This is a genomic window from Lysinibacillus composti (genome assembly GCF_016908465.1).
Taxonomy (GTDB): domain Bacteria; phylum Bacillota; class Bacilli; order Bacillales_A; family Planococcaceae; genus Ureibacillus; species Ureibacillus composti_A.
In genome coordinates, this window is record NZ_JAFBDY010000037.1 from 1 (window position 1) to 20,212 (window position 20,212).

At 36.5% G+C, this 20,212-nt stretch carries 18 protein-coding genes and 1 riboswitch; of the genes, 7 read left to right on the plus strand and 11 right to left on the minus strand.

The features are described 5' to 3' along the window. Positions 1-218: 218 nt before the first annotated feature. Entirely contained in the window at positions 219-1,121 is a 903-nt protein-coding gene (locus JOD29_RS19495; RefSeq protein WP_192894270.1) for a DMT family transporter, read from the minus strand. A 175-nt stretch (positions 1,122-1,296) separates the two neighbouring features. Here JOD29_RS19495 and JOD29_RS19500 point away from each other — a divergent pair, with 175 nt between their 5' ends. Next, complete coding sequence (locus JOD29_RS19500; protein ID WP_124766960.1) at positions 1,297-1,527, plus strand: DNA-binding protein; 231 nt, start codon at positions 1,297-1,299, stop codon at positions 1,525-1,527. A 118-nt stretch (positions 1,528-1,645) separates the two neighbouring features. Here JOD29_RS19500 and JOD29_RS19505 read toward each other — a convergent pair whose 3' ends face one another. The 4 genes from JOD29_RS19505 to JOD29_RS19520 form a co-directional block, all read right to left on the minus strand. Beyond that, a complete protein-coding gene (locus JOD29_RS19505; RefSeq protein WP_124766961.1) occupies positions 1,646-2,632 on the minus strand; it encodes a homoserine dehydrogenase in 987 nt (328 codons plus the stop codon). A 298-nt stretch (positions 2,633-2,930) separates the two neighbouring features. Then, positions 2,931-4,898 carry a methyl-accepting chemotaxis protein gene (locus JOD29_RS19510; RefSeq protein WP_158610616.1) on the minus strand — a complete coding sequence of 656 codons (1,968 nt, stop codon included), beginning with the start codon at positions 4,896-4,898 and terminating at the stop codon, positions 2,931-2,933. A 266-nt stretch (positions 4,899-5,164) separates the two neighbouring features. After that, on the minus strand, positions 5,165-5,554 hold the full coding sequence (locus JOD29_RS19515) for a hypothetical protein (RefSeq protein ID WP_124766963.1): 390 nt from the start codon (positions 5,552-5,554) through the stop codon (positions 5,165-5,167). A gap of 535 nt (positions 5,555-6,089) precedes the next feature. Continuing rightward, the gene (locus tag JOD29_RS19520) at positions 6,090-7,397 is read right to left on the minus strand and encodes an O-acetylhomoserine aminocarboxypropyltransferase/cysteine synthase family protein (protein ID WP_124766964.1); all 1,308 of its coding nucleotides are present in this window, start codon (positions 7,395-7,397) and stop codon (positions 6,090-6,092) included. A gap of 114 nt (positions 7,398-7,511) precedes the next feature. Beyond that, a riboswitch (SAM riboswitch) is annotated at positions 7,512-7,633 on the minus strand. Between the two features lie 141 nt (positions 7,634-7,774). Here JOD29_RS19520 and JOD29_RS19525 point away from each other — a divergent pair. Next, entirely contained in the window at positions 7,775-8,410 is a 636-nt protein-coding gene (locus JOD29_RS19525; RefSeq protein ID WP_124766965.1) for a glycerol-3-phosphate acyltransferase, read from the plus strand. Positions 8,411-8,586: 176 nt separating this feature from the next. Continuing rightward, positions 8,587-9,321: an oxygen-insensitive NADPH nitroreductase gene (gene nfsA, locus JOD29_RS19530; RefSeq protein ID WP_124766966.1), complete on the plus strand. Its 735-nt coding sequence runs from the start codon at positions 8,587-8,589 to the stop codon at positions 9,319-9,321. Between the two features lie 335 nt (positions 9,322-9,656). Here the strand turns inward: nfsA and JOD29_RS19535 are convergent, their stop codons facing one another. Beyond that, positions 9,657-11,345 carry a hypothetical protein gene (locus tag JOD29_RS19535; protein WP_124766967.1) on the minus strand — a complete coding sequence of 563 codons (1,689 nt, stop codon included), beginning with the start codon at positions 11,343-11,345 and terminating at the stop codon, positions 9,657-9,659. Between the two features lie 290 nt (positions 11,346-11,635). Here JOD29_RS19535 and JOD29_RS19540 point away from each other — a divergent pair, with 290 nt between their 5' ends. From JOD29_RS19540 to JOD29_RS19550, 3 genes are all read left to right on the plus strand, one after another. Continuing rightward, positions 11,636-12,277 carry a lysoplasmalogenase gene (locus JOD29_RS19540; protein WP_239585827.1) on the plus strand — a complete coding sequence of 214 codons (642 nt, stop codon included), beginning with the start codon at positions 11,636-11,638 and terminating at the stop codon, positions 12,275-12,277. A gap of 40 nt (positions 12,278-12,317) precedes the next feature. Then, entirely contained in the window at positions 12,318-13,547 is a 1,230-nt protein-coding gene (gene pepT, locus JOD29_RS19545) for a peptidase T (RefSeq protein WP_124766968.1), read from the plus strand. Between the two features lie 167 nt (positions 13,548-13,714). Next, complete coding sequence (locus JOD29_RS19550) at positions 13,715-14,683, plus strand: DMT family transporter (protein ID WP_124766969.1); 969 nt, start codon at positions 13,715-13,717, stop codon at positions 14,681-14,683. A gap of 411 nt (positions 14,684-15,094) precedes the next feature. Here the strand turns inward: JOD29_RS19550 and JOD29_RS19555 are convergent, their stop codons facing one another. Further along, entirely contained in the window at positions 15,095-15,520 is a 426-nt protein-coding gene (locus JOD29_RS19555; protein WP_124766970.1) for a DUF4395 domain-containing protein, read from the minus strand. A 220-nt stretch (positions 15,521-15,740) separates the two neighbouring features. Between JOD29_RS19555 and JOD29_RS19560 the strand changes: the two genes are divergently transcribed. Beyond that, entirely contained in the window at positions 15,741-16,448 is a 708-nt protein-coding gene (locus tag JOD29_RS19560; protein WP_124766971.1) for a Fe-S oxidoreductase, read from the plus strand. 190 nt (positions 16,449-16,638) lie between these two features. On the opposite strand, the gene JOD29_RS19565 is transcribed toward JOD29_RS19560, so the two are convergent. The 4 genes from JOD29_RS19565 to JOD29_RS19580 form a co-directional block, all read right to left on the minus strand. Next, a complete protein-coding gene (locus JOD29_RS19565) occupies positions 16,639-17,340 on the minus strand; it encodes a GNAT family N-acetyltransferase (RefSeq protein WP_124766972.1) in 702 nt (233 codons plus the stop codon). Continuing rightward, the gene (locus tag JOD29_RS19570) at positions 17,340-18,455 is read right to left on the minus strand and encodes a mandelate racemase/muconate lactonizing enzyme family protein (protein WP_124766973.1); all 1,116 of its coding nucleotides are present in this window, start codon (positions 18,453-18,455) and stop codon (positions 17,340-17,342) included. The genes JOD29_RS19565 and JOD29_RS19570 overlap by 1 nt, the downstream gene beginning before the upstream one ends. Positions 18,456-18,481: 26 nt before the next feature. After that, on the minus strand, positions 18,482-19,594 hold the full coding sequence (locus JOD29_RS19575; RefSeq protein WP_124766974.1) for an amidohydrolase: 1,113 nt from the start codon (positions 19,592-19,594) through the stop codon (positions 18,482-18,484). Between the two features lie 124 nt (positions 19,595-19,718). Continuing rightward, entirely contained in the window at positions 19,719-19,865 is a 147-nt protein-coding gene (locus tag JOD29_RS19580; RefSeq protein WP_192894269.1) for a hypothetical protein, read from the minus strand. Between the last annotated feature and the right edge of the window lie 347 nt (positions 19,866-20,212).

A 20,212-nucleotide genomic window follows, 5' to 3' on the forward strand; every position in this document is an offset into this window, starting at 1 on the left:
GACGCGAGAGCCTAGCCGCCATAGCTAGACACCAAGAAATGCGGAGGCGGCTCGTTCAGGCTCGACACGCACTGGAGACTCCGAGAAGAAGGCGCCTTTTGCCTTCGCAGGAGGAGTCGAAGTGACGCGAGAGCCTAGCCGCCATAGCTAGACACTGTTCAAACTCCGAAAATTTATAATTACTCAGGAGAAAAGCAAAACTACTTAGAGAGAACCCCCTAAGTAGTTTTTATCTCTTCGTTATTTGTTTCTAATTGGACAGTTTCATTCGTCGACTTTCTACTTCCCATCGTTAACACAATAATGCCTCCCAGAAGTAACATTATTCCAACCCATGAAGTTAGGCTTAAATATTCACCGACTAGAAATACACCAAGCAGAGCTGCGGTTAACGGTTCAGCCAGCGATAATGTTACGGCAGATGAAGAACTAATTTTCCCTAGCCCAGCTAAAAATAAAACATAAGCAAGGCTTGTTGCGCCTAACCCCATCAAAATCATTGGCCAACTATTTTGGGAGGAAAACACCCAACTAATGCCATCTTGTGAGAATGGTAATAAAAGAAGGGCACATAAAGAAAACGTCATTGCCACAGCTGGTAACGTATCTTCTTTCTCTGTTAATTGCTTGCTACAATTTGTGTAAAATGCAAACATAACACCTGCACAAAGTCCAAGTAGCACCCCTGTTAAATTAACTGTTGCTTCCCCTTTATTAACAAATAATAAAATACATCCAATAATTGCTAACGTAGTAGCTGCCCCCCAAATGCGGGTTGGTTTCCGTTTCCACAAAAGCCATTCAACTAATCCAGCAAACACTGGAGAACTTCCAATGGTAACAACCGTTCCAACTGCAACCCCTGTAAATCGAATTGAAGTAAAAAAGAAGGATTGGAATAGTGCGATCGTAATTGCTGCCAATAGCGTCCACTTCCAAGACCAGTTTCGAAAGTTAATTTTCTTCATTAAAAGTACCACTAAGAGAAGTACCCCTCCCCCAATTGAAGAACGGACCCCCGCTATCGCAATAGGTGAAATTCCATCTTGTAAAAAGGTTTGTAAAGTACCTGTCGTTCCCCACAAGATTCCAGCAATCAATACAAATATGTAAGGCAACATATTCACCGCTCATTCATCCCCTTTGACAAATTCTACTACTAATGATGCTACCATAGTTTACAATTACTTCAATCTAATTTAATAGTAATATTAAGTTAAAATTTTACAAATTACTCATTATCAAAAGTTTTGGTGTATGATGGGAGATGATATTAAATAAAGGAGGTCTCATAATATGTATAAATCCGTTGCTGAAACTGCAAAAGACATTTCAATGCCAGAAGATCAAGTATTACGTTACATTTATGAAGGCCGTATTAAAGCTGTTCATGATGGAAAACAATTTCTTATTAATAGCACCCAATTTGACACGTATTTCGAACAATTAGAGCGAATAAAAGAGGAGATTGAAATTTGGCGCAATACTCCAATCCCTGAGGATATCGATGTAAAGGATGAAGATTAACAAAAGAAATGTGCATTCCACAAAATTCTTAGGTTTTGCTTCACACACTAGTAACTGTTCATAAACCAGAACAAGCAAAAAACTACTTGAAGCGTCGTCAATGCGCTTCAAGTAGTTTTTAAATTGTTACAACGAAACCTGCACGTTTGCCAATGATTTCTGCGTAATCTTCAACCATTACACTTGCAGTTGGATACATACCTGCTCCAGGTCCAACAAGTGTTAACGTCCCAATATAATTTGTTTCCATTGTGACCGCATTAAATACATCATCAATTGGATATAAAGGATGTTCTTTATCAACTAACATTGGACCAACTTTTGCAAAGATTGTTCCATCTGAGAGTTTTTCAACTTCCGCTACATGACGATAACGTAACCCCTGTTCTGTTGCATCCATCACTTGTTCTGATGTAATACCATCGATTCCAATTACTTCTACATCTGCCCAATCTGGTTGCTCACCAAATGCCAAAGCAGATAGAATCATAAGTTTCTTGAATGCATCTTGGCCAGAAACATCATTGTATGGATCAGCTTCTGCATAACCAAGTACTTGGGCTTCTCGTAGTGCCTCTTCGAAAGACCAGCCTTCAGCACGCATTTTTGTTAAAATATAATTAGATGTACCATTTAGAATCCCTTGAATTCTACTTACGTCATTTACTAATAAAGTATTTTTCATTGTTTTAATAACGGGCACGCCGCCAGCAGTTGTAGCTTCATAACCAACAAATACTCCATTTTGTTTTGCTAACTCTTGCAACTCAAGTCCGCGCTTAGCAAACATGACTTTATTGGCAGTCACAACGTGACATTTATGCTCTACAGCTTTTTTAAGATATGTAAAAGCAGGCTCTTCATTAACAATTGCTTCAAATACAACTTGAAGACCTTTAACTGATAACACATCGTCGATACTATCCGTTAATAAATGAGCTGTTCCTGGTACACGTTCTTTGGATGTATCCCTTACTAAAATTTTTGCTACTTCTAATTCAAGACCTAATTTATTCCTTAGCTCTTCTCTTTTTTCATTTAGTACGTGGTATATTCCCTGACCGACTGTGCCAAACCCTAAGATGGCCGCCTTAATTATTGCCATACCTATACTCGCCTCCATCTTCTTCTCTCAATCCAAAACGAACTATTAGAATATTTCAATATTATAAAAATTTTATCTTATATTCAGACGGAAAACAAGGGGAATCTTCTCAAGAAGGACATTTGTTTTCTTAGAAAGGTCAAAGGTCACTTCCTAATGAGTGAAATAAAATAAAAGAATTTGCACGCCTTTGTAGCTCTAACCTCCACCTACTCATTCGTTTTCACCTGAATTGTGAGGTGTTCATCTTGCCTGGTTAGTTTTGCTACTGGGGCTTCGCAAATTCCCTTTTTATAGTTTAGTATTTAAACTTCTTAATAGTTTGTTGTAAACTATCTGCCATAATCGCTAGCTCATCAGCCGAGGCTGATATTTCCTCCATAGATGCAAGTTGTTCTTCAGTAGAAGCGGAGATATTTTGAATCCCTCCTAATGTATGATTTGTTAGGCTTTGAACAGCTTGAGTTGCATCTGATACTAGTAATGATTGTTGTGACATGTTAATGGTCGTAGTTGAAACTTCTTTAATTTCATTTGTCACTTCCATAACATTTTCTTGAATACTGATAAACTTTTGACCGGCTTCATTCATAACTAAAATTCCTTTACCTACTTCTTCAGTCCCTGTAGCCATTTTCTCTACAGCTTCATTGGTTTCAAATTGAATTTTATTAATAATCCCTGCAATTTGTTTTGTAGCTGTTGCAGATTGTTCAGCTAATGTTCTTACTTCGTCTGCTACTACAGCAAAACCTTTCCCAGCTTCTCCTGCACGAGCAGCTTCTATTGCTGCGTTCAACGCTAGTAAATTAGTTTGATCTGCAATTTGTTTAATTGCTTCTACAATTTGACCAATTTCATTGGAACGCTTCCCTAAATTTAATATAGCAACCTCTATACTTTTAACCGTTTCGCTAATTGACTGCATTTGATTAATAGCTTGTTGAATTGTTCGATCTCCAATTTGTACTTCTTGAAGTGCTTGTCTTGCTTTATTTGATGCATTCTCTGCAATACTTGAAATCGTTTGTATACTTTGTTGCATTTCATTTGTTGCAATTGTGCTGTTTGCTACAGCTGCTGATTGTTGTTCAGCTCCACTAGCAAGCTGTTGTATAGATTCAACAATTTGACTAGTTGCTTTCTGGTTTTCTTCCGTACTTGCTGTTAATTCTCCAGATGAAGCTGCAAGAGTGTTTGATTGATCGCTTACGTGTCGAATTAGTGTTTGTAATGAATCAATCATTTTATTAAAAATGCCCGCTAAATGGCCAAATTCATCTTGATTTTTTATCTCAATTTTATTGCGTAAATCACCTTCACCAATTTTTCCAGCTGCTTCTCCTAATATTCTTAATGGTCTTAATATAGAACGAATCATTGGATAACCAATTGCAACACCGACAATAATAGCAGCGATTAATATGATGATTGTTACAGTTAATATTCCATTTGTCGATGTAGCTACATCTTGCATCATTAGCGTTCCAACAATATACCATCCAGTAAATTCACTTTTCTTAAAGAAAATGTGCTTTGGTACCTCATCTTCATGAATTTTAAAATTACCAGATTCTTCATTAGACATTTGTATGTGATACTGCTTATCTGCGGCTACGCCATTCTCTATATTCGGGTCTGCTAAATAATATTGTTTCGCATCCATTAATGAAGCAAATCCTGTATCACCAATCTTAACAGATTTAACGAGATCCATGATAGTTTCAAGATTAATATCAAAAGAGATTACACCTGAACCATCCTTTAATGCAGCTGCTACGGACATCATTAGTGTTCCATCTGATGAAGAAATATATGGGTCAATCACAACTGGGCTTTGTGGATTTTCAATTGCCTTCAAATACCAAGGTTCCGAAAAAGGATCAAAATCATCATCAAAATTAAAATAAGGATTACGCATAAAATTTCTTCCCTTTTGTACAACTGAAACTGACTTAACGCCATCTTCTAAAGAATTATATCGCTCCAACTCTTTTAAAATCTGTTGTTCAGTCCAACGCTTCGAAATGATTGTACTGTAATAATCAGCTTGCGCAACAACTGGTTTTATTTCTTTCGTAATTAATTCATCAAGTAACTCAACTTCTCGCTCCGTGTGTTTACTAAGCGTATCCTCAAGCTCTATACTAGAGTAGAAATAGGATATAACTCCAATTGACACACTAGGAATTAACAAAATTAATATAAAGGTTACAATTACTCGAAATTTAACCGAAAACCCCTTTTTTATCTTTTTCTTTTTCATGCTTTTCCTCACCATACTTTTCGCTATAAATAATTACCAATAGTTCTAAATATCTAAAATTTAACAGGACATCATCTTATATTAATAAAACTTTTTATCTGTTACAATATGAATTTGCTACCGAAAATGGTTTAAGAGTCATTATCCCCCAAGAAAAGTTTAGGTATAAATTATCATTTTATGGACCTGATTAACTTTTATACACGCAAAAAAAGCAGCCCTAAGGTTGCCACTCAACCAATTTAAGACTGCTTTCATTATTTATATTATGATACTTTTTTGATTTCATACTCATGATATCGAATAATTATTTCATTTATGATCTTTAATTCATCTTCTGTAAAATTAGGAACCCCGTACGTTCTATAAACTAATTGAAACTTACCATACTCCAAATGCCATTCCTTGGCAGGTAACGTTATATGATGATCCCCATGTTCTTGATAGGCTTTCAATACTTCGTTTATGGCGTTCTCATCTGAGTTTAAGGAATGAGCATGTTCTGAATAAATACTATGCCCAAAAATCTGTCCCCATTTATTGTCAACCTCATTTAAAAGATGTTGTAAAGAGGTACAGTTTATAAATGTATGTAGTTCATTCAATTCATAAATAAAATACGAAGCTACATTATGTGCATTATATACATTTCCCATCTTACAACACTCCAGTTTTAATATGTTAGGTGTAGCAGTCTGGGGGCGACTAGACTGCTACAGTGTAAAAAAGCTAATACTTTACAAGGGAGGGGGAATTTAACGAAAGAATTAATGTTGGTTGGTTGGTTGGTTGGTTGGTTACATTAAATACTGCTCCCCCTATGTTAAACAGTATACAACCTAATAACTATAAAGTCAATAAAACAAATAAAGTTACTAGGTTTTGAATTATATTAATTCACCTTGGCGTAATTGCGTCCAGATTTCGAAATTGAATTATAGCTAGTCTATTTCCTTTACGAATTCTTTGACTATCGCCAAAAGGCTTTTTTTCTAGAAGTTCAATTCATCCACCAAAAAAAACAAATAAATTCTTCACTTACCTTAGCTTCTAAAGTAGTGAAATTTTTCTACTTACTAAAGACCTCAGCCGAATGGATGGCGTATTGTATGCTTGTAAACTCTAAAATTTTGCGAAATGATGCAAAATTTTAGAATTTACTAAGGCAAACACACTTTTTATTGTGCAGATCTATGCGTTTATATTTGCTACACCTTCACTTACTGTAACTGTAGCTAAGGCTTGATCTAAATCTTCAATAATATCCTCAACTGCTTCTAATCCAACTGACAAGCGAATGAGCTCTTCAGATACACCAGCAATTTTTAACTCTTCAGCGGATAATTGTTGGTGAGTAGTAGAAGCTGGGTGAATAATTAATGATTTTGCATCACCTACGTTTGCTACATGTGAGAACAACTTCACATTATCAATAATTTGACTACCTGCTTCTCGGCCTCCCTTAATACCAAATGTAAGGATTGAACCGAAGCCATTTTTCAAATACTTTTTCGCTAATGAATGCGATGGGAAGTTTTCGTTTCCAGGATAATTTACGTATTCCACGAATGGGTGGTTTTCTAAGTATTCTGCTACTTTCAATGTATTTTCTCCGTGTTTTGTATAACGCAAATGAAGCGTCTCTAAACCTTGTAAGAAATTAAATGCAGCATCTGCACTTAAAGTTGGACCAAAGTCACGTAATAATTGAACCCGTAGTTTTGTGGCAAATGCAGCCCCTGCCGCGTCAATTCCGAAACGTATACCGTGGTATGATTCATCTGGATCTGTGAATCCTGGGAATCGACCTTGCGTCCAATCAAATTTCCCTGCATCTACTACAACTCCGCCAATTGTCGTACCATGGCCACCAATCCACTTTGTTGCTGAGTGAACAACAACATCTGCACCAAAATCAATTGGGTTCGAGCCATAAGGAGATGGGAATGTATTATCAATAATTAATGGAAGTCCATTTTCATGTGCAATTTGTGCTACTGCTTCAATATCTAAAATATTTAAACTTGGATTCCCTACTGTTTCCGCATAGATCGCTTTTGTGTTTTCTGTAATGGCTTCACGGAAGTTTTCTGGATCTCTTTCATCTACGAATTTTGTTGTAATTCCATATCGAGGTAATGTATTTGCAAATAAATTATACGTACCGCCGTATAAAGACCCTGCAGCAACGATCTCATCGCCTGCTCCAGCAATATTTAAAATTGAAAACGCAATGGCTGCCATCCCTGAAGAAAGTGCTACAGCAGCAGTTCCCTTTTCAAGTAAAGCAACTCGCTTTTCAAACACATCAACTGTCGGATTCATAATGCGAGAGTAAATATTTCCTGATTGTTCTAGAGCAAATAGTTTACGTGCATGCTCCGTATTTTCGAATGCATATGCAGTTGTACGGTAAATTGGTACAGCTATTGCTCCTGTTTGTGGGTCTGGTTGTTGCCCACCATGAAGTAAATGTGTTTCTGGACGTAATTCTGACATGTATCTGTTTCCTCCTAGAATTATTTCGATGGATGATCGGTGAGGAGGAGTTCTTGGAAAAACAAAAAGCCCTCTTCAGAAGAGAAGAGGGCTGCTAATTACGCATTTTTCCTCCCCTTATCTTTCAGATCCCGATTCGAATCTGTAGGAATTAGCACCTTTGCAAAAACAAGTTGATGAATTCGCTGGTTGCTGGGCATCTTCGGGCCTAGTCCCTCCGCCACTCTGGATAAAGGTATTTGATTCATGTTCCATCGTTGAACTAACTATAAATCATAGTAATGCACTCTGTCAACTATCTTTTCTAAATTTTTAGAAACTTCTTACATATAATCAGAGTATAATAGATAATAAGTTATTTGTAGGGGGGAAGTCAAATGACCGTAGCGTTATTAACTGTATTGGTTGCAGGGTACCTCATCGGTTGTATTCATGGTTCAAATGCAGCTCAAATTTTATCGGGTGTGAATTTAAAAAAGGCAGGGCATGGAAACGCTGGTGCTTCCAATGCAACTCTTTCTCTAGGTTGGAAGTATGGAATCCTAGTTGGACTCATTGATATTGGCAAAGGCATTTTTGCTATTCTTTTATTCCGCTTTATCCTAAATGATTACTTTAGCTTTACTGACTCAGAAATATCCATTCTGCTTTATTTAACAGGAGCAGCTGTTATTCTTGGTCATAACTTTCCAATTCATATGAAATTTCGTGGTGGGAAAGGAACTGCTTCACTTATTGGTATTTTTATTGCATTAGATTGGAAAATGGGATTAATAGGTTTTATTGCAATTATCGTATTTTCATTAATTACAGATTACTTAATCATTGGTGTCTTTGTTTTATATGCTATCTTTGTTATTTCAGCACTTATATTCGAACCGTCTATCTGGCCTTCCATTATCTCATTTCTATTATTTTTAATTGCTTTCTATCTTCATAAAGAAAATATGAAACGCATGCGCCACGGTACAGAGCCAAAAGTTACTTCCGCCTTTAAGAAAAAATCAAAATAAAATCACCGATTACATTAGGATCATACCTTCTGTAATCGTTTTTTTCTTGGCTACTCTTTCTATTAAGAAACATCTAGTAAAAACTCTTTTGTGCGAAAATTTTGTAAAGTAAACAAAAATATACTAAAATACTCTTAAAAGATATCATTTTTACATATACAAAGGGGGAGAAACAAATGACAGTAAAAGAAGTATTACGAAATCACTCTTCTGTTCGAAAATATACAGGGGAAGTCATTACAAAAGATAAAATTGTGGAATTAGTCGAAACCGCTCAAATGGCCGCAAGTTCTCACTTTGTACAAGCTTATAGCTTAATTTGGATCCGTGATGAGGAAAAAAAGAAAAAACTAGGGGAATTCTCTAAAAATGAATTCCAATTTCAAACTGCCGGAGCTTCGTTTTTATTTTGTGTAGATTTTAAACGTTTACAAATGGCTGGTCAAAAACATGGGGTCGATATCGTTGTGGACACTGCTGAAAATCTAATTGTAGGTGTGGCAGACGTTGCAATTTTTGCACAAAATTTCGTTATCGCTGCTGAATCTGAAGGGTATGGTATTTGCTATATAGGTGGCGCTCGCAACAATCCAGCTGAAATTAGTGAACTATTCAATTTACCTGAATATGTCTTCCCACTATTTGCTATGACGATTGGAAAACCAACTAAACGCAATGAAACAAAGCCTCGACTTCCTGTATCTGCCGTTCTACACGAAAATGAGTACCATGCTGAAAAATATCATTCACTCTTAAATGATTACGATCAAGTAATGGAAGACTATTATGCAAGTCGAAGTTCAAATAGAAAAATGGCAAACTGGACAAAACAAATGGCAGATTATCTAATTGAACAACATCGTCCTCACATGAAAGAATTCCTTGAATCAAAAGGATTCTCTTGGAAATAAGAAAAGCGAAGGCGGCTCGTTTAGGCTCGACACGCGCTGGCCGACAAAAACGCGACATCGTGTCGCATTGTCGGCACTTGTACATCCTTGTACTGCGGAGACTTCCGAGAAGCATGCTTGCATGCGTAGGATAATTCGGAAGGCAACCTAAGAGCCCCACGTCCTGTGGGAACGGTTGCATGACCGACATCCTGTCGGCCTCTGCGACGCGAGAGCCTAGCCGCCGTAGCTAGACATCAAGAAAAGCGGAGAACGACCGTTTGCTCCAAAGTAAATACTATAATTTAAAACAACCCGAAGCATGCTATTGGCAGCTTCGGGTTTTATTATGTCTGCTAGTTTCCAATGATCCCTTTTATTTGCATTACTTTAACTGGTAGGAACATTTCATCTGTAGCAAAATATGTTACAACCACTTCATCACCTTGTTCTAAATAAATTGCTAAAGGTGTTTGTTGTGAGCTAATAATAAAGTTTTGTCCTGTATTTAATAAGAATGAGACAATGGTATACTCCCCTACTCGCTCCTTATAAACCCGAAGGACTTCACCTGAAATTGTCGTCTCTTTTGCATCCGATGTACCGCCATTTACTGAGCTACCACCACGACTTAATGCTGTTTTATATAGTTTTAATGCTTCATTTGGTGTCGTACCATATGCAGAAATTTCAGGGTTCGCTGCTGAAACAATAAAGTAGTTTTGTAAGAAACCGTTAGAATCAAGAACTGGTGCTAACCAACTAGCTTCTCCATAGAAGTTATATAAAATTGGCATTTCACCTTGCCATTGCTTTTCAATGAATTTCTTTTCAACAATCTCTAAAGCACCTCTTGAATCCATATAAGAATCTTCTAGATTTCCAGTGTAATAAGTAGATTCACCAGTTCTTGCATGTGTTAAAGAGTAACCTAACATAGAATCCACGCCTTCTTTTGGACTTGTAAAGTCAGTAAAGTAATACATATCCCCCTCTTCATTGAAGACTGGGCTTACGTTTGCTTCTGTTCCTTCATCTGACGGTAGTTTGACATCCTTTTTACCGAACAGACTATTCCAGAATCCGTGAACATATTTACCGTAGTAACTATTTTGAAGACTTACCGATTCAGGTGATACAGCACCATCAATAAACGCAGGTACCTCATCAATTGAAAGCTTTTCACTCTTACCTGTATTGGCATCTACCATAACTATCCCTTTTACATCAAATCCATCACGAACAGAAATAAACTCACCGTAGGAGCGGATATAGAAAGGCGTACCCTCATCGTCGATCTCTAATTGTGGTGCACCGTAAAAGATTAATGTTGGATATTGGAGACGCATATGACGTTCAAGATTCTTATTAAAGAAGGCAGAAGGAACATACGCCATTTCTTTTTTAACAAACTTTGGATTATCACTTGAATCTGTTGCACTCATTGTAAAATAACCGGGCGTAGTGTCGCCATTCATCCATTTAAAGAAGCCCGAGAATTCTACGGGGGCAATATATACATACTCACCATTAACTTTTTGAATTTGCAAATTTCCTAACTCGTAAAAGCTAGTGTTTGGCACTTGTCCGAAGGCTTTTTTCATTTTATTTTTTGCAAAACTTGGAGGTACACTAGCAGGTGTTTGTTTTTCGTCAAAAGGTTTTAGTTCAACCTGTACATCCATCTTTGCCGAATTATATTTTTCATTTGCATTCCAAAGAGGTGCAGATAACATATAGCCTAAAACAATGATACTAGCAAAAAGTAGTAAACCCTTTAATTTTCGCTCTACACCTACTGACTGAATAGCACCTAGCAGCGCAGCTACTGGTAAAGCATAAATAAAAACAGTCCAATGCAAATCAATTTTTGTAATATAAATAACTGCTAAACAAACAATCATACTTGCAATTATTACAAATATAACGGTTTGGACAAGTTGTTTATTTGTCACTTGCCCTTTTGGTACTTTTTTAGTTAGTGGGACAATAATAATTGTTGCGATTATCGCTACAATTAATGCTGTTAAAAATAATTGCTCCATTCTTTCCACCCTTTCTTATAATACTTTTACGGAATAGCCACACCATTAGTTTCATAAATTCAATTAAGAAAGTTTGTTAAATTAATCAATTACACCTTGTTGTAATTGAATCCAGATTTCAAATTCTTATATACACGAGGTATTTTTCCTCTTGAAATCTGTGGCACCCACGGGAGGCCCTATCTATGTTCAGTTGGCTTCCAATGTCAATTGAACAAGATAAACGTCCTACAGCATTTCAACAACTATTAGTGTAAATCTTATTCCGAACAAAGATAAGGAGTGATGGATTGTTCCGCTTAGCTTTCATCTTGTTAACAATTGCTTTTAGCTATTACTACACTTTTAATTATGCGTCCATTGAAGACTCTATGAAAATGGTTTATAAATTAATCCCTATGTTTTTAATTATTATCCTGGCGATCATTTCAAAAGCGAAGAATGCTAGAGATTATAAATTTAACATAATAATAGCCCTTATTTTCTGTGCAATCGGGGACTTTACATTACAATGGTTTACTATTGGACTTATCTGTTTTTTAATTGGACACGTCTTTTTTATTCGAGCTTTTCTTACAACTCAAGAAAGTAAGGTACCTTCCTTTATTCAGACGGCACTATTTATCTTTGGTACCATCATGATTACCTGGATTGGTAGCTCGGTTTTCAACTCTGAAGGATTACTTTTAACAATAGCTGTAACAGTTTATATTCTCGTAATCTTAACAATGGGTATGACCGCTTTTCGTACAAATTCAAATTTTGCAACTGCAGGTGCCATACTGTTTATTGTTTCGGATTCCATCCTAGCACTAAATAAATTTGCTTTAGATCTCACGTACTCTCATGAAATCATCATGACGTCTTATTACTTAGCCCAACTTTTCCTTGCGATGAGTATTGCAAATTATTCCAATATCAGAAGAAAGTGATACAATAGATGCAGTTTATAGAATATAGGAGGCCAATCCAATGAAAGAAAAAGTAATTGAACGATTAATTCGTTACGCAAAAATTGATACAGAATCAAATCCTGAAAGTTCTACAACACCTTCTACCCAAAAACAATTCGATCTTCTAAATGTTTTAAAGGATGAGCTTGCGGCAATTGGATTAACTGACATTTCATTAGATGAACATGGCTATTTATTCGCTACATTACCAGCAAACACAGAGAAGTCAGTTCCGACAATTGGATTTTTAGCACACGTTGATACATCACCTGACTTTTCAGGGGCAAATGTAAACCCACAACGAATTGACAATTACGATGGTACAGATATTCAATTAAACACTAATTTAGTGATGTCACCTAGCTATTTCCCTAACTTAAAAAACTACGTAGGTGATACATTAATTACTACTGATGGAACGACACTACTTGGCGCAGATGATAAAGCAGGCATTGCCGAAATTATGACAGCAATGGAATATTTGGTGGAGCATCCTGAAATTAAACACGGTAAGATTCGCGTTGCTTTTACTCCTGACGAAGAAATTGGTCGTGGTCCACATAAATTTGATGTTGAAAAATTTGGCGCAGACTATGCCTATACAATGGATGGCGGACCTTTAGGTGAACTTCAATACGAAAGCTTTAATGCAGCTGCCGCAAAAGTGACAACACGTGGTACTAGCGTGCATCCAGGTTCTGCTAAAAACCAAATGGTCAACGCAATTACAATGGCCACTAAATTCCAAAACCAAATGCCTCAAGATGCGGTACCTGAAAAAACTGAAGGCTATGAAGGGTTTATCCACTTAATGAACTTTAATGGACATATTGAAGAAGCAACCCTTTCTTATATCATCCGTGATCATGATAAAGAAAAATTTGAAGAAAAGAAGGCTCACTTCTTAAAAGTAGAAAAGATGATCAAAGAAGAGTATGGCGATAATGCCATTACTGTTGAACTTGCTGATCAATATTACAATATGGGTGAGAAAATTGAACCCGTAAAAGAAATTGTTGACATTGCTTATAAGGCAATGGAAAATTTAGATATTAAACCAGTTATTGAACCGGTTCGTGGCGGTACTGACGGATCACAACTATCATACATGGGATTACCTACACCAAACATTTTTGCTGGTGGGGAAAATATGCATGGGAAATATGAATTCGTATCCGCTGAAACAATGGAAAAGGCAGCGAAAGTAATAGTAGAAATTGTACAATTATTCGAGGCTCAAGAAAAGTAAGAAAAGTGGAAGGCGCACTTGCAATCAGTTTGCGTTTGTCCCTTGCCCCTTTTTAAATTCACAAATCTATAATTTTTGATAGCGAAGTAGGCATACCTTACTTCGCTATTCTAACTGCATCGAAATCTGAATATTTCGCACCTTTTATAAGGAAGTAGGTTGATAGTTTGAAAGAAATCGCCCTTGGGATATTAGCTGCCTTATTTTTCGCTGTTACGTTTATTTTGAACCACTCGATGGAGCTTGAAGGTGGTAGTTGGCTTTGGAGTTCATCTTTGCGTTATTTCTTTATGCTCCCTTTTTTGCTAGTCATTGTTTTGTATCGTAGGGGGATGAATCTTCTTACCAAAGAAATGAAAGCTCAACCAACTAAATGGTTACTTTGGAGTTTCGTAGGATTTGTATTATTCTATGCCCCTCTTACTTTTGCTGCCGCTTTTGGTCCAGGATGGCTCGTATCGGGGACGTGGCAATTTACTATTGTGGCAGGTGTTCTGCTAGCCCCCCTTTTTATAACTATGATTGGGGGCGAAAGGATTCGGCAACGAATTCCCATCGTTTCTTTACTTATTTCAAGCGTGATCCTAATCGGGATTATTTTAATACAAATCCCTCAAGCACAATCCGTTTCATTTAATAGTCTACTACTCGGAATTTTACCTGTTGTAGTAGCAGCTTTTGCTTACCCACTAGGAAACCGAAAGATGATGGAAGTTTGTGATGGACGTCTCGATACATATCAAAGGGTTCTGGGAATGACAATTGCCTCCATGCCTACTTGGATTATTCTAGCTATCTATGCCTTATTTACAGTGGGCCTCCCTTCTCCTAGCCAGGTTTTTCAATCATTAATTGTAGGGATTAGCTCAGGCGTCATAGCGACAGTATTATTTTTTATCGCGACTGACAGAGTTCGTGATGATCAGGGAAAACTAGCAGCTGTCGAAGCTACACAATCAACTGAAGTTATTTTCGTCATTATTGGTGAAATGGTTTTATTAAGCCTTCCATTGCCAGACCCAATTGCCCTATGTGGTTTAGGGGTGATTATTATCGGTATGCTACTGCACAGCTACCATACCTTGCTACAATCCAAAAAGGTAACTATTGGGGAGACTCAGTTCGACCCTGAATAGTCGAGCTGATATCCTCTTTATATGCACACTCCAAAAACGCTTATACTTTCCTATCCACCAAAAGAAAAATGCCAAACTTCCTTTATTGGAGTTTGGCTAAATTTCACATGTAATATCTTGATGTGGAGATAACAATCCGTTCTATTATGGGGGGTAGAACGTCAAAAGATAGCTTCTTCTGGAGAAAAGTCGCTATAACAATCGCCTCAATTTTTAATTAAGGAGAATTTCTTTCTTTATATGATAATGATAATCATTTTCATTGATAATGTCAACAGTTTCACTCAATAATTTAAATATTCTAATTACCATGGCACAATTAAGATGAATTAATTGAATTAATCCAATATATCCATATCAATAAAAAAACAGGGCGCTCCAAAAGAGAAGCCCCTGATCTCATAATATCTATCAATTCCTTAATGACCGGCGATACTTAAATTGTTTCAATTGAAAGAAAATAAAACATCCAATACAAAAGCCTAATATTGCAATGAATGAAGCCACTGCTACCATGATTGTAAAAATGTACCCGACAATTGTCCAACCTGCAACAAAGCTAATGAATCCTAGTGCTAAACAGAAAATTGCAATACAAGAGTTAAACTTTTGCTGTGTTACATCTTCAGGTATATATTGCTTTCCTTTCTTAATTAAGAAAAGTCTTGCGAACTTCATAATTGGATTAAAATTAAATAATAAGCCCATTATATTTGAAACGAGTGGAATTGTGAGAATCCATGCTTCTCCAGTAACCCAAGTGAAAATAACTGAGAGAAAAATCGTCCATTGATTTGTTCTAACTAACGGACGTGGTATTGATTGCACTTGCGACATCCTAATACCAACCTTTCCTATTCGTTTTCTTTATTTTACTCATAATTATTCCCTTTGTATAGTCAAAATGTTTAAAATGAATTACGATTTAATTACGCAAGATGAGTTCTTCCATTAAACAAAGAGCAACATAGAAATGGTATAGTTAAATATAATGATAGTAGTTTAATTATCCATTTATTATGTCATTCAAGACGAAATGAAAAAGAAAGGTGATACTATGCCTGCTTTAACTTACGATCAACTCCGTGTATTGAATTCCTATAGTATTTTTACGGAAAATCCAGATAAACCACTCTTCACTTTAGCAAATATACATAAAGACTTTTACTTAACTGACTTCCGTAACCTAATGATGGGTGTTACTCAAGCTACGACTGAAACAGCTGCGATTTCACATTTCGGACGCCGTTACGGGATGTTTATGGCTATGCAATTTTACATGTTATCGATGTATGATGAAATATGGGATGGAAAATTTGAAGATATCCGATATAGTATCGTAAACGAATATGGAGTAAATACGCTAGGTACCTTTATTACAGCAACCGATTTTAGATATGTAGAAGATGATGAACGTGAAAGCGTGATTGCCAAATTATTATTTCAATGTCATGAGGTCATCACTCAATTACGTAAAACGACTTCCATCTCCCCCCTTACCCTTTGGGAGAATATTTTTGGTTATATGCTATGGAATTACCATGTTCAGCTGGAAAATCCACTACTTGCTGATCGCGCATTTGAGGATTTAGAAATATTAGAAGGTACAAAAGTGTGGGAACCGTTTTCAAATAAATCTTGGTTTTTACAATATACCGAAGGGAAAAATCCCGCGCAGCTCGTCAATAGGCCCGTACGTAAAAGCTGTTGTTTCTCAAAAGACATACCCGGGCTACTACGATGTGAATTTTGCCCGATTAAATGAGAATAACTAGTAAAATGGTCTTCATCGCTTGTATGAAGACCATTTTTCTATCTGGAGCTGTATTTTTCATATAAAAGAAATTACCAAAACTTCAAAAGTACTTACTTTAAAAATCCTGTATTAGTTTTCTACTTAGCAGAGCTATATTTTGTACTATCACTCTTTTATAATGGGACGAGGTACCTGTCCCCTACGTCCCTTTTTTATATTCCACTACCCAATCATGATCAACTTGTCTCATGGAAACACCAAGGTATCCATTTTTCACTAGTGCTTGTTGGCCTTCAACATCACTCATTGCTTTACTAATAACCTCATCTTCATACTCAATTTCTGTATGTAAAGGTTTGGCAAATACATACCGTAGTTTTCCATTGTATTTATATTTCAATGCGGCTACGTGCATTCCTTGTGAAAACTTATCTTTTAAGCTTGCGATATTATAGGGCATTACTGTTGCACAAACGACATCAAAAGCACTTGGGTCAACTTGTTGCATAATGACTTTCGCTAATGTTTTTTGCAAGCCAAATCCTCGATAATTTGGATGAACATTTGAGATTTCTTGATATAATACACGTTTTAAATCTGACTCTTCGGTTAATCCAATATCATAACCTAAATGTTCTTCATCAATTATTGGAATTAACAGTGCACGGAACGCAATTAATTCCTCATTTATAAAGGCTCCAATCATTATGCCGTTTCCATTTAAGATATATAACAGTTCTTCACTCGATAGCGGTTGTAAACTATTTTTATCTGGCAGCACATTATATACGTCTTCTTGTACAGAAACAATTTGAGGTAAATGGTCTTGATTTAACAAATGGACCTGAAAAGACTTGTCCCCAATTGCCCCCTCGTAGATTGCTTCACTTCTTGAGCCCATTACTGAACTACCTCCGAATACTGTGTTAGTTCTGCAAGAATTCTTTCATTAACATCTACACCAAGTCCAGGGAGTTCATTTAATTGTATATATGGAATCATATAACTTTCTTTTAAGTCACCCACATCTTTTGAAAACTTTAATGGCCCTGTTAATTCAACACTAGTAATGATTTTCTTAGAGAATGCTACATGAAATCCAGCAGCCGAACCAATTGACGATTCAACCATCGACCCAATCTGACATTCAATTCCTGCCATCTCAGCCATATTCGCCAGCTTCATCGCAGGATAGATACCTCCACATTTCATTAACTTAATGTTCACTTTATCTGCTGCACGTTTTGCAATAATTTCACGCATATCACGAACGTTTCGGATGCCTTCGTCAATCATGACTGGAGTAGCTGTTTTCAATTTAATTTCCACCATTGCATCAATATCATCTGCTACAACAGGTTGTTCAAGCCAGTCTAGGCCTATTGATTCTAATTGGCGAAGTGCCTGTAAAGTATTGGCGCTGTTTTTCCAACCCTGATTTACATCTACACGAATAGCGATTTCATCCCCTACACGGTTACGAACGGCTTTAATTCGCTTCACATCACCCGCTACATCTCTGCCAACTTTCATTTTAAAAGAACTGTACCCTAACTCAACACATTGCTCAGCTTCATCTGCCATTTTTTCAGGTTCGTCAATGCTTAAAACATGTGTAACTGGGAATTTTTCATGATAACGACCACCAATTAATTGGTAAACAGGAACACTTAACTTTTTCCCTACAACGTCAAAACACGCAATATCGATGGCCGCCTTGGCGGCTGGTACATCTTTCACAGCCGCATCCATTAACTCATGGATTTTCTCAAACTGCATTGGGTTTTGGCCAATTAAAATTGGTGCTAGTGTATTTTTTATGACTGCGAAGGTTGCCTCTGGTGTTTCACCTGTTACATGATCGTCTGGTACACTTTCTCCCCATCCTATTAAGCCGCATTCAGTCGTTAGCTTTACTATGATGGAAGGCATATTCGGATATGTTGCATAACTAATAACGAATGGCTTAATTAATGGTAGATTTATTGCGAAAACTTCTATTTGCTTAATTTTCATATTAAACTTCCTTCTTTTTAATAAGGTTATTTTTGGGCTGCTTTTCTTAGAGTTGCTGTTAAAACATTTGCTCCGATGATCAGCGCTTCTTTATTAAAAGTCATATTTGGATGATGTAAGCCTGGCTCTAAATCTGCGCCAATTCCAATCATAGTTGCTTTCAAATTGGGTCTTAAAACTGTATAGTAATGGAAATCGTCACTACCCGGAGTTGAGATTGGCTTTTCTAAACTCTGATCACCTAATGCCTCAATAATTGCTGACGTAGCAATCTCTGTAGCCTCTTTCGATACATCTGCTCCTGGTGTTCGATCCATCCATTGCCATTTTATATCAGTATTAAACATGTTTTTAATCGATTTAAATCCTTCATCTAGGCGAGCCTGTAATTCCGCTAACACAGAATTTTTTTGCGCTCTAACATCGATTGAAAACGTTGCATTCCCAGGGATGATATTCACACTACCTCCGTCTGCAACAATTTTAGTTAACTTCGCACTGTAAACTTCGAACGGATTAATGTGTAAATTTTGAAGCATTTGTTGAATTGCAAAAACAACATCAATAGCATTTTTCCCTTGGTGCGGTCTAGCTCCATGCGCATCTATTCCATGAATTGACCCTTGTAAAAATAGGGCTGCCCCATGATGAATGGCAGGTGTTACTTTTCCAAAAGGTAGTTCTTCGATTGGGCGTAAGTGTACTCCAAATAAATACGACACATCATCTACAACCCCATGCTTCACCATTGCTATTGCGCCGCCACCTGTTTCTTCTGCAGGTTGGAAAATGAAGCGAATTCGTTTTTGTAATGGTAAATCCTTTAGCTGAATAAGGGCACCTAAAACCATCGAAATATTTGCATCATGTCCACATGAATGGTTTGCACGCATTTTACCATCTACTTCTTGCCATAACGCATCTATATCTGCTCTTACAGCAATAACCTCATCTCCAGTACCTATTTCTGCTACAAGACCTGTAACATCAGGGAAGGTATAGTATTTAATATTTAACTCATCTAGTATAGAAGCAATTTTTTTGGTTGTTTCAAACTCTTTCCAACTTACTTCTGGATATGCATGAAAATGATCAAACCAACCATAGATGACTCCTTCGTATGTTTCTACTTGACCCATATTTCGCACCTCGAATTTTTCGATTTAATACTTTTCTATATTATACATAAGTAAATTAGAAAAATTAATAGCTTATGCCTATTATGACGACAATAAAAAAAACAAAATCCTATGTAGGACTTTGTTATAAGCTCGAGAAGAATCCTTTTGGAAATTCCTTGTAATCTTTTATATCTAATACAACTTCTTCTTGTTTGTTCTCTTCATTTCTTAATTCCATAGCTTCATCCAATAAATATGTCTCAAACTTGGATAATAATTGATCTTTCATAATCACACCCCTTATTGTTTGATTTTTCAGATTCCCTACATCATATACAGATTTCTATCTACATACAACTTCTTTATAACTATTATGCATAAAAAGTATAAAACCATTCTTGTTTTGAGATAGGAATAAAAGCAGAGTGTGCTCGTTCAGACCAGACATCGTGAATGTGCTTTTGTCCTCGCCTGAAGAAATGAGAGCGACTTCAAGCGGCTAGCCCATTCCATTAGACACTTTTAAACTTCTCAAATTAAAATGGTTCTATGTCAAATGTTGGGGTGAAGTGATATTACACGGCACCCCGATTATCCTAAATGAATCCCAATTTTCTTAGATAAATTATTTAATAA

Bases quoted from the DNA above. Each gene is read 5' to 3' on its own strand.
- JOD29_RS19535 (WP_124766967.1), bottom strand. From the start codon at position 11,345: ATGGAGCAATTATTTTTAACAGCATTAATTGTAGCGATAATCGCAACA.
- JOD29_RS19495 (WP_192894270.1), bottom strand. From the start codon at position 1,121: ATGTTGCCTTACATATTTGTATTGATTGCTGGAATCTTGTGGGGAACG.
- JOD29_RS19555 (WP_124766970.1), bottom strand. From the start codon at position 15,520: ATGTCGCAAGTGCAATCAATACCACGTCCGTTAGTTAGAACAAATCAA.
- JOD29_RS19505 (WP_124766961.1), bottom strand. From the start codon at position 2,632: ATGGCAATAATTAAGGCGGCCATCTTAGGGTTTGGCACAGTCGGTCAG.
- JOD29_RS19560 (WP_124766971.1), top strand. From the start codon at position 15,741: ATGCCTGCTTTAACTTACGATCAACTCCGTGTATTGAATTCCTATAGT.
- JOD29_RS19500 (WP_124766960.1), top strand. From the start codon at position 1,297: ATGTATAAATCCGTTGCTGAAACTGCAAAAGACATTTCAATGCCAGAA.
- nfsA (WP_124766966.1), top strand. From the start codon at position 8,587: ATGACAGTAAAAGAAGTATTACGAAATCACTCTTCTGTTCGAAAATAT.
- JOD29_RS19515 (WP_124766963.1), bottom strand. From the start codon at position 5,554: ATGGGAAATGTATATAATGCACATAATGTAGCTTCGTATTTTATTTAT.
- pepT (WP_124766968.1), top strand. From the start codon at position 12,318: ATGAAAGAAAAAGTAATTGAACGATTAATTCGTTACGCAAAAATTGAT.
- JOD29_RS19570 (WP_124766973.1), bottom strand. From the start codon at position 18,455: ATGAAAATTAAGCAAATAGAAGTTTTCGCAATAAATCTACCATTAATT.
- JOD29_RS19525 (WP_124766965.1), top strand. From the start codon at position 7,775: ATGACCGTAGCGTTATTAACTGTATTGGTTGCAGGGTACCTCATCGGT.
- JOD29_RS19580 (WP_192894269.1), bottom strand. From the start codon at position 19,865: ATGAAAGATCAATTATTATCCAAGTTTGAGACATATTTATTGGATGAA.
- JOD29_RS19565 (WP_124766972.1), bottom strand. From the start codon at position 17,340: ATGGGCTCAAGAAGTGAAGCAATCTACGAGGGGGCAATTGGGGACAAG.
- JOD29_RS19575 (WP_124766974.1), bottom strand. From the start codon at position 19,594: ATGGGTCAAGTAGAAACATACGAAGGAGTCATCTATGGTTGGTTTGAT.
- JOD29_RS19510 (WP_158610616.1), bottom strand. From the start codon at position 4,898: ATGAAAAAGAAAAAGATAAAAAAGGGGTTTTCGGTTAAATTTCGAGTA.
- JOD29_RS19520 (WP_124766964.1), bottom strand. From the start codon at position 7,397: ATGTCAGAATTACGTCCAGAAACACATTTACTTCATGGTGGGCAACAA.